We start from the raw sequence: 7,630 nt of genomic DNA, 5'->3' as shown, positions 1-7,630 counted from the left end.
TTCAACCCTCACACAGCACCTGCTGTGTGGGGGTTTTCGTCGTATATACGGTGACGAAACGCTACCCTTAAGCGGAATACTGGAGTATACACGACTGCGCCAAGGTGGCAGAGTCTGGCCGAACGCGTCCGCCTGCAGAGCGGATCATCGCCGGTTCAAATCCGGCCCTTGGCTTTCTTCAGAGTCGTTGTCCGGGGAGTGGCTTCGTGATAGGTTCGACGGGCAGACACAAGCACTTTGTCACTGGGCGGTCCACGTGCACAGAATGGCGACAAACGAGCTGCACGCGACCCAGCGGGTCGCGTTGCTTGCCGACTCTCAGAACCTCTATCATACGGCACAGAGCCTCTACGCGAGGAATATCGACTATGCGGAACTCCTTGACGCGGGCGTTGCGGGGCGGGAACTCACGCGGGCTATCGCGTACGTGATCAAGGCCAACGCACCGGACGAGGAGTCGTTTTTCGACGCGTTGGTCGACATCGGCTACGAGACGAAGATCAAGGAGATAAAGACGTTCGGCGACGGGTCGAAGAAGGCGGATTGGGACGTGGGGATGAGCCTCGACGCAGTGTCGCTGGCCAGTCACGTCGACGGGGTCGTCCTGTGTACGGGTGACGGTGATTTCTCGCGGCTCTGTTCGCACCTCCAGCACGAGGGCGTGCGGGTCGACGTACTCTCGTTCTCGGAGTCGACGGCGGAGGAGTTGATCGCGGCCGCGGACAGGTTCGTCGATATGAGCGAGGACACCGAGCGGTTCCTGCTGTGATCGCAAGCGCTAACGGCGTGCCGGGGTGACGGGACGTATGGACGACACCGAGCGAGCCACGCTCGAACGGATCGGGACCTACCAGTTCGGTCGGGGTGCCGGTCCGGCGCTGTTCGCCGACCCCGAGGACCTCGAAGTCACGTACTCTACTTCCGGGCGGCCCCGGCAGGTCCACGCTTCGGACGGGCGACTCGTCTCGCTGGGGACCGACGGGCGGTTCACGCTCGGATTAGCCGGTGGCCATCGGTTACAGGCGGCGCTCGACGCGCCGGCGTACCGCGTCGTTGTCGGGGACGAGAGCGCGCCGTACGTCCGCGAGGAGCGAAACGTGTTCGCGAAGTTCGTCCAGTCGGTCGACGGCTCGATCAGGCCCGGTGACGAGGTACTGGTCGTCCACCACGACGGGACGTTGCTCGCCGTCGGGCGGGCGGAACTGTCGGCTACCGGGATGGCTGACTTCGATACCGGGATGGCCGTGTCGGTCAGAGAGGGTGCCGGGGAAGGACAGTAGGCTTTTGCCCCCGGCCCGCCGAGGTTGGGGTATGTTCGGAGGCGGCGGCGGGGGTATGAACCCGCGCAAGATGAAGCAGATGATGGAACAGATGGGCATCGATATGGAGGATATCGACGCCGAGGAGGTTATCATCCGCACGGGGGAGGAGGAACTGTACTTCACCGACGCGGACGTCCAGTTGATGGAAGCACAGGGCCAGAAGACCTACCAGATCGTCGGCGACCCCGAGTCCCGCGCGCTTAGCGGCGGCGACGGGGGGAGCGACGACACCACCGACGACGACGGCGGCGTCGATCCCCAGGACATCGAGATAGTCGCCCAGCGGGCCGGTGTCTCCGAAGAGGACGCCCGCGAGGCCCTCGAGACGAACGACGGTGACCTCGCTGCTGCGGTCGCGGACCTAGAGTGAGCGTTCTGCTGGTCAGCGACGACCGCGAGTATCTACTCGACCGCGGCGAGACGCTGGAGACGGACCTCGGCGTGTTGGAGGTTCCGGACGACGCCGCGGCGGGCGACGTCGTCGAGACGCATCTGGGGACAGTCTTCCGGGTGCGGGAACTCCGCGGGCCGGACCTGTTCGATCACCTCGACCGGACCGGCGCGCCGATGATGCCCCGAGACATCGGGCTGATCGTCGGCCATACGGGCGTCGCGGCCGGGGACGAGGTGCTCGACGCCGGGACCGGGACGGGTGTGCTGTCGGCGTACTTGGGTCGGATGGGGGCGAACGTGACGACCTACGAACGCGACCCGGAGTTCGCGAGGTGGCCCGGGAGAATATGGCGATGGCCGGCGTCACCGACGCGTCGACGTCCGGACGGGCGACCTGACCGAGCACTTCGAGGACCTCGGCGGCAGCGAGTTCGACGTGCTCACGCTGGACACGGAGGACGCGGCGACCGTCGTCGAACGCGCGCCGGCGCTGTTGGTTCGCGGCGGGTTTCTAGCGGTGTACTCGCCGTTCGTCGAACAGACTCGTGAGGTCGTCACGACCGCTCGGGAGGTCGGACTCGCCGATATCGAGACACTGGAGACGATCCAGCGACCGATGGATTTCGACGACCGGGGGTCACGGCCCTCGACTGGCGGTGTCGGCCACACGGGGTATCTCACGTTCGGCCGGCGGCAGTAACTCTTCGGCCGGCGGTCACCGTACCGCGCGGACCAGCGAGAACAACTCAGAGCGGTGGCGCTCCGGGTCGGTCTCGATATCCAGTTCGAGTGCGTCGGACAGGGACTGTGCGGGGTAGGCACCGCCGGCGACGAAGAAGTCCTCGTGGTGCCAGACACCGACCCAGCCTTCGACCGGGACGGCCCGCGTCCGGTCGCCGGTGTCGATGCGGTCGCGGCCGGTGTATCGCGTCAGCGTCGCTCGCTCGCCGGTGTCGGTCCGCAGGGTCTCCTCGCGGGTCCGTTCGACGGCCTCGTAGCCGCGCTCCCGGAGGCGGTCGGCGAACCCGGACCGGGCCCGTGAGCGGACGATGGACGCGAACATCGTCGCGCCGATGCCCCGCGGCGGCGGCTCGAACCACAGTCGGGTCGCAAAAAAGAACCGCCAGGGCTGGTCGAGGGACGGGTCGGTCGCGTCCGCGACGGCCGCCCGAAGCCGTTCGTCGCCGTAGACGACGGTGTGGCCTCGGACGGTGACGCCCGGGAGGGTCGCCAGCGTGTCGGTCGTGTCCTCGATACGGTCCCATCCCTCCTCGCGCAGTCGGTCCTGCGGTACGTCGGGCGGGGAGTGGCTCACGTCAGTGGTCGTCCTCTCGCCACTTGTGTTCGCACTCCGTGCAGGTAAAGAATCGTGTCTCGGACTCGTCGGCCGCTCGGATCTGTTTCATCTCGTAGAACGCGCGGTCGTTGCCACACTCAGGGCACCGCGTTTCGGTGGTCGGTCCCATCTCCTCGGCGCTGACCTCGGAGGTGTCCACGACTTCGCTCTCTTCCTGTCCCTGTGTGGTGACCGCCTGCTTCTCGGCGGCCTCGTCGCGTGGTTTCTCGGCACCGCAACTGCCACAGACCCAGTAGTCGCCGTCGGTTTTCATCATCGAACCGCAGTCGTCGCAAAACTCCATAGACGGGCTACGCCGGCAGAGTACCTTAAACTCCGGGGTTTCTTCGCACGCTTTATGTCCGATGGGCCGGTACCAGCGGCTATGGATCAGAACGCGAAACTGGGTATCGGAGCGGTACTGATGGTCGTCGGGACAGTCGTCCTCTTTTTGCCGCTGTTCGAATTCGCTATCCCGCTGCCGGCCGTCGGCGCCGCGGTCCTCGTGTTGGCGCTCGGGACGCTTTTGGTCGGTATATCGAGTATCCGTGAGGGCGAGCACACGGTCTAGTAGTTCGGTTCCCACTCCTCGCAAGCGTCCATATCGTCCATATACTCCCCGTGATACCCACAGTACGGGGCGATGCCGTCGTCGGTCCGGACGTAGCTGAACTGCTCGCAGTTACCACAGTACTGGTCCGGTTGGCCGCGGACGGAGACGGCGTCGACGAACTCGGCGTCGCCGTCCGCGGTCGCCGTCCCGCCGTCGCTTGCGGCCTGTGTCGTCGTGTCGCCGTCGGTCCCGTCGTCGCGGTTCGTCTGGGTCGGGACCGATCCGGAGGGCGTCGACCCGAACAGGCCGATGCCGCCGAGGCCGCCCCGTTCGTCCGCGGTCTCGACCAGTTTGATCCGTCCCTCCTCGGTCACTTGCATCCGGGCGGTGCCGCCCGGTGACTTCCGGGTCTTGAACGTCGCGACGCCGACGAACAGGCACCAGCAGGTCGTCGCCGCGCCGGCGAAGTAGACGATCATCGTCGCCAGCGTCAACCCGGCCGAGGGGTCGGGGCCGCCGATCCAGTTCGTGGGGTAGACGGCCCAGAAGAGAGCGACGCCGAGCAGCGTCACGCTCACGCCGATGACCGCGGCGGCGCGGGTCCGCTTGCCGGTCGGGAGGACGACGAACGCCCCGCCCATAATCGCCGGGAGGCCCAGACCCGCGAGGACGCCGGCGAGTTCCCGCGCTTGGTAGGTGCCGAGGCCGGCGAGCGACGCCGCCAGATCCGTCGTCGCGGTGACGATGCCGGCGACGACGAGACTCGCACCGAAGAGGAAACAGCCGACACCGAGATACCGGCGGCGGCGGCTCGCCACCGCCCCGATTCGCCCGTCGTAGGTGTCCGTGAGACTCGCCATAGCGGACTGTACGGCAGCGCCGCACAAAACGGTGCGTCAGACACGCGGCAGACGCGACCGGACTCCGAAAGCCCTAATCGCTACGCCGGGAAACCAGCGTGTATGAGCGACGACGACGAGGACTCCGAACCGGCGGTCGAACTCGGCGAGGGCGCGTCGGTCGAGGGCGTCCCGATAGCGCAGGTGTCGGCCCGCCTGATGTGGGGCATCGAGAAAAGCGACATCCGGCGGCGCGAGGGCGACACCGTCGTCCGGACGCCCGACGGTGGTACGCAACTGGCCGAGATTCTGGACGACATCGACCGGACGTACTTCGACCGGCGACAGAGCTTCGAGTCCGCCGTCCGCGACGTCGTCGGCACCGGTCCGGTCCCGACCGAGGACTGACTGTCGCCTCCCGGTCCAGTCTCTTCGGGACGCCTGCCCGTCGAGCGTCGTCACAGGAACACGAACCAGATGACGCCGGCGATGGCGAGCAGGATGGTCGCGTAGATGACGAGGCTGACGACGAACGAGACGACCCTGAACGGCAGCATAATGAGTCTAAACGGTAGTTTGACTAGCCACCACACCGCTTCGAGGATGTCTCCGAGCATACCCGTTCGTTCGCCCGACGCGGGTAAAAATGTACGCCGTCGGCCGGCCGCCGCCGTCTCCGGGATGCCTGACCGACCGCCAGTGTGATGACAGTTCGGCCCCTGTCTGGATGTATGTCACTACCGTTCGATCCGACAGCCATCGAGTCCGGGGACATCGGCGAGAAGCGCGCGACGCTGGAGATGGACCACGAGGCGGCCGTCGAACACGTCCGCGAGACGTTCGTAGACGCGGGGTTCGGTATCGCCACGGAGTTTTCCCCCTCCGAGATGCTCAACGAGAAAGTCGACGCCGGCCGTGACCCGTACTACGTTCTCGGGGCCTGTAACCCGAATATGGCCGACCGCGTCCTCGACGCCTCGGAGAAACGGGCCGGCGCCCTCTTCCCCTGTAACGTCGTCGTCTGGGAGGACGAACCCGGCCGGCAGGTCGTCTATCACGTCTCGATCATGAAGATAGCCCGCCTGACGGGGATGGCGCCCGACGACGAGGAGATGGCTGACATCATCGCCGACACGGGCGAGTTGGTCGAGGACGCGTTCGGGAACCTATAAGTAGTCTCGCAGGACCGCCCCGAACCCGGCCGCGCCGATACAGAACGACAGTATTCCGCCGATACCGGTCAGCGTGAGGCCGCCGTTGAGGCCCGCGGCGACGAGCAACGGGATCAGCCAGCCGTCCTCGCGGTCGACCAGTCTGTCCGCGATGGCGAGGAAGGCGATGGCTGCGCCGACGGCCCACGCTACGAGGGCTACGAGACCGACGACGAGAGCGGCCGGGATGCCGATGAGCGAGAAGAACAGCGCGACGATCACGATGCCCAGCGCGAGCGCCAGGAACAGCCCCCAGAAGAACGACTCGACGACGTTCTCGCGCAATTCGTCCATCTTCCGGACCGTGTACTCGGGGGCGATGGCGACGAGGATAGCGCCGACGATGAGCGTCGTCAGCGCGGCGCTCAGGGCGCCGCCGCCGAGGTTGACCGCGACGTCGACACCGCCCGACGGTTCGAACGGGTCGGCGAACTGGAGGACGACGGCAGCGAGCGGTTCCATACGTCCCCGACACCGCCCGGGCGCAAAAGTATCGGGTCAGAAATCCCCGAGCGTCGACTGCAGGCCGGCGACCATCTCGGACTTACGGCGGAGCGCCCCCTTCGAGAGTGGGAGTTCGTCGATGACACCACCGACGGCCTCGCGGAACGTCTCGGCCTCCCCGTGAGGACCCGTGAACGCGTCCCGGACGCCCTCCCGGACCTGCCAGACGCCGACGGGTGCCCAGTAGTCGTCGGTGACCTCACGGAGGACGAGACACTTGGCCTGCCGGCCGCGCTCTTTTAGCTGTTCGAGGGCGCCGAGGCGGGCGGCGTAGTACGCGCCGGCAGTTTCGTCGACGTAGCCCGTCCGGCCCTCGTAGCCCTCGTGGGCGCTGGCGAGATAGTACGTTTCCCCGGCGGGGTTCCAGACGCTCTCGGGGGCTTTCATCTCGACGAGTTCGAACTCCCAGTTGCCCGGCGAGAGGACGACCCAGTAGCGGTTGCCCATATACTCGTTGTAGTGAACTTCGGTCTCGTTTATCATGGGGGCGTTCCCGAGGCCGCCCCGGAGGAACTGGCCGACGGTGTCGTCGACGGCAGTGATCGACCACCGCGTCGGGACGAGTCGGCGTTCGTGGCCCTGTCCCAGTGCCCCGGCCGAGAGGATAGTGTTGATGTCGTAGACGTCGAATCCGCGGCGATAGAGGTACGTCATCGCACCCTCGGCGGCCCAGTCGTCGTCTTCGAGGGTCTTCTCGACCGCTCGGGGAACGTGGGGGTTCTCCGCGAGGTCGGCGGACGTGGCGTTGGCTTGCGGTCCTGTCGGCGTCGCCACGTCGTCGACCGAGAGGTCCAACTCCGGCGTGCTGTCGAGACCGACCTCGACGTCGACGGGGTGGTCGGCGATGGCGACCTCGCGCTGGACGCCGACGAAGCCGTCCCAGACATCGTTCACGTCTACGGTCGCCGACCGCGTCGAATTGAGCAGGCCCGTCCGGCGCTGGAGGACGTCGCCGACGCCGAGGCCCTGGTCGTACCACGCGCCGCTGGTAGCGAAGTCAGCGGCGTCGTCGTCGGTCACCGGCGAGAGCAGGCCCGTCGAGACGTTGGGGTACGACGACCGGCCGACGAATATCTCGGGGGCCGTCGCGCCGAACAGTGAGTCGCCCGAGACGGCCTGCTCGAACTGGCGCTCGACGTCGTCGAGGTACTCCGTGATCTCGTAGGACTTCTGTTCGGCGAGGTGGCGCTTCTCGGCGGTCTCGTCACGTTGGAAGTCCTCGATGAACTCGTCGAGTCGCATTCGCCGGACGTAGGTCGCCGAGGGGCTTGACTGTTGGCTCCCTCAGACGTATGGTGTTCAGATAAGGTGAGAAGCGATAGAAAGCCCTCGGCCAGTTCCGGTCCCGCGGCTCGGCTGTGCGCTTCGGGCCTCTTCGAGCCTTGCAGTGCTTGCGTCGCCGGGGTTCCCGGAACTGGCCTCGCCCTTTCAGTCCACCTGGGTTCGGTTGGGTAACCGGCTAGGAAACAAGG

The 7,630-nt window shown here is 66.5% G+C and carries 12 protein-coding genes, 1 tRNA gene and 1 pseudogene; 8 read left to right on the top strand and 6 right to left on the bottom strand.

What is annotated here, in order from left to right; translation table 11 throughout:
- Positions 1 to 98 precede the first annotated feature (98 nt).
- From GJ629_RS12760 to GJ629_RS12740, 5 genes and pseudogenes are all read left to right on the top strand, one after another.
- A tRNA-Cys gene (locus GJ629_RS12760) sits at positions 99 to 174 on the top strand.
- Positions 175 to 265: 91 nt separating this feature from the next.
- Positions 266 to 769, top strand: coding sequence for an NYN domain-containing protein (locus GJ629_RS12755; protein ID WP_157513392.1), 504 nt, complete (start codon positions 266 to 268; stop codon positions 767 to 769).
- Positions 770 to 806: 37 nt separating this feature from the next.
- A complete protein-coding gene (locus GJ629_RS12750; RefSeq protein ID WP_157513391.1) occupies positions 807 to 1,280 on the top strand; it encodes a PUA domain-containing protein in 474 nt (157 codons plus the stop codon).
- Between the two features lie 31 nt (positions 1,281 to 1,311).
- Positions 1,312 to 1,692, top strand: a complete 381-nt coding sequence (locus GJ629_RS12745) for a nascent polypeptide-associated complex protein (RefSeq protein ID WP_157513390.1) — start codon at positions 1,312 to 1,314, stop codon at positions 1,690 to 1,692.
- Positions 1,689 to 2,415: pseudogene (locus tag GJ629_RS12740) on the top strand (methyltransferase domain-containing protein). The gene GJ629_RS12745 and the pseudogene GJ629_RS12740 overlap by 4 nt, the downstream one beginning before the upstream one ends.
- 15 nt (positions 2,416 to 2,430) lie before the next feature.
- Here the strand turns inward: GJ629_RS12740 and GJ629_RS12735 are convergent.
- On the bottom strand, positions 2,431 to 3,030 hold the full coding sequence (locus GJ629_RS12735; protein WP_370515903.1) for a hypothetical protein: 600 nt from the start codon (positions 3,028 to 3,030) through the stop codon (positions 2,431 to 2,433).
- 1 nt (position 3,031) lies between these two features.
- Positions 3,032 to 3,355 carry a transcription factor S gene (locus GJ629_RS12730; RefSeq protein WP_157513389.1) on the bottom strand — a complete coding sequence of 108 codons (324 nt, stop codon included), beginning with the start codon at positions 3,353 to 3,355 and terminating at the stop codon, positions 3,032 to 3,034.
- 81 nt (positions 3,356 to 3,436) lie between these two features.
- Here GJ629_RS12730 and GJ629_RS12725 point away from each other — a divergent pair, with 81 nt between their 5' ends.
- A complete protein-coding gene (locus GJ629_RS12725; RefSeq protein WP_157513388.1) occupies positions 3,437 to 3,622 on the top strand; it encodes a hypothetical protein in 186 nt (61 codons plus the stop codon).
- Here GJ629_RS12725 and GJ629_RS12720 read toward each other — a convergent pair.
- Positions 3,619 to 4,464 carry a hypothetical protein gene (locus GJ629_RS12720; protein ID WP_157513387.1) on the bottom strand — a complete coding sequence of 282 codons (846 nt, stop codon included), beginning with the start codon at positions 4,462 to 4,464 and terminating at the stop codon, positions 3,619 to 3,621. The two genes, GJ629_RS12725 and GJ629_RS12720, sit on opposite strands and share 4 nt — an antisense overlap.
- A 102-nt stretch (positions 4,465 to 4,566) precedes the next feature.
- Here GJ629_RS12720 and GJ629_RS12715 point away from each other — a divergent pair, with 102 nt between their 5' ends.
- On the top strand, positions 4,567 to 4,851 hold the full coding sequence (locus tag GJ629_RS12715; RefSeq protein ID WP_157513386.1) for a DUF5789 family protein: 285 nt from the start codon (positions 4,567 to 4,569) through the stop codon (positions 4,849 to 4,851).
- Positions 4,852 to 4,901: 50 nt separating this feature from the next.
- On the opposite strand, the gene GJ629_RS12710 is transcribed toward GJ629_RS12715, so the two are convergent.
- Complete coding sequence (locus tag GJ629_RS12710; RefSeq protein WP_157513385.1) at positions 4,902 to 5,060, bottom strand: hypothetical protein; 159 nt, start codon at positions 5,058 to 5,060, stop codon at positions 4,902 to 4,904.
- Between the two features lie 114 nt (positions 5,061 to 5,174).
- On the opposite strand from GJ629_RS12710, the gene GJ629_RS12705 reads away from it, so the two are divergent.
- Positions 5,175 to 5,615, top strand: coding sequence for a DUF302 domain-containing protein (locus tag GJ629_RS12705; protein WP_157513384.1), 441 nt, complete (start codon positions 5,175 to 5,177; stop codon positions 5,613 to 5,615).
- Here GJ629_RS12705 and GJ629_RS12700 read toward each other — a convergent pair.
- Together GJ629_RS12700 and nreA are read right to left on the bottom strand one after the other, a co-directional pair.
- Entirely contained in the window at positions 5,610 to 6,116 is a 507-nt protein-coding gene (locus GJ629_RS12700) for a hypothetical protein (protein ID WP_157513383.1), read from the bottom strand. The two genes, GJ629_RS12705 and GJ629_RS12700, sit on opposite strands and share 6 nt — an antisense overlap.
- 36 nt (positions 6,117 to 6,152) lie before the next feature.
- Positions 6,153 to 7,400 carry a DNA repair protein NreA gene (gene nreA, locus GJ629_RS12695; protein ID WP_157513382.1) on the bottom strand — a complete coding sequence of 416 codons (1,248 nt, stop codon included), beginning with the start codon at positions 7,398 to 7,400 and terminating at the stop codon, positions 6,153 to 6,155.
- Between the last annotated feature and the right edge of the window lie 230 nt (positions 7,401 to 7,630).

The sequence above is a fragment of the Halapricum sp. CBA1109 genome (assembly GCF_009741825.1).
In the GTDB taxonomy this organism is placed as follows: domain Archaea; phylum Halobacteriota; class Halobacteria; order Halobacteriales; family Haloarculaceae; genus Halapricum.
Note: the sequence above shows the minus strand (reverse complement) of the source record. Positions and strands in the feature narration are given on the sequence as shown.

Coding starts and splice junctions, on each gene's coding strand:
- GJ629_RS12730 (WP_157513389.1), bottom strand. CDS start 3,355: ATGGAGTTTTGCGACGACTGCGGTTCGATGATGAAAACCGACGGCGAC.
- GJ629_RS12750 (WP_157513391.1), top strand. CDS start 807: ATGGACGACACCGAGCGAGCCACGCTCGAACGGATCGGGACCTACCAG.
- GJ629_RS12710 (WP_157513385.1), bottom strand. CDS start 5,060: ATGCTCGGAGACATCCTCGAAGCGGTGTGGTGGCTAGTCAAACTACCG.
- GJ629_RS12725 (WP_157513388.1), top strand. CDS start 3,437: ATGGATCAGAACGCGAAACTGGGTATCGGAGCGGTACTGATGGTCGTC.
- GJ629_RS12720 (WP_157513387.1), bottom strand. CDS start 4,464: ATGGCGAGTCTCACGGACACCTACGACGGGCGAATCGGGGCGGTGGCG.
- nreA (WP_157513382.1), bottom strand. CDS start 7,400: ATGCGACTCGACGAGTTCATCGAGGACTTCCAACGTGACGAGACCGCC.
- GJ629_RS12700 (WP_157513383.1), bottom strand. CDS start 6,116: ATGGAACCGCTCGCTGCCGTCGTCCTCCAGTTCGCCGACCCGTTCGAA.
- GJ629_RS12705 (WP_157513384.1), top strand. CDS start 5,175: ATGTCACTACCGTTCGATCCGACAGCCATCGAGTCCGGGGACATCGGC.
- GJ629_RS12755 (WP_157513392.1), top strand. CDS start 266: ATGGCGACAAACGAGCTGCACGCGACCCAGCGGGTCGCGTTGCTTGCC.
- GJ629_RS12715 (WP_157513386.1), top strand. CDS start 4,567: ATGAGCGACGACGACGAGGACTCCGAACCGGCGGTCGAACTCGGCGAG.
- GJ629_RS12745 (WP_157513390.1), top strand. CDS start 1,312: ATGTTCGGAGGCGGCGGCGGGGGTATGAACCCGCGCAAGATGAAGCAG.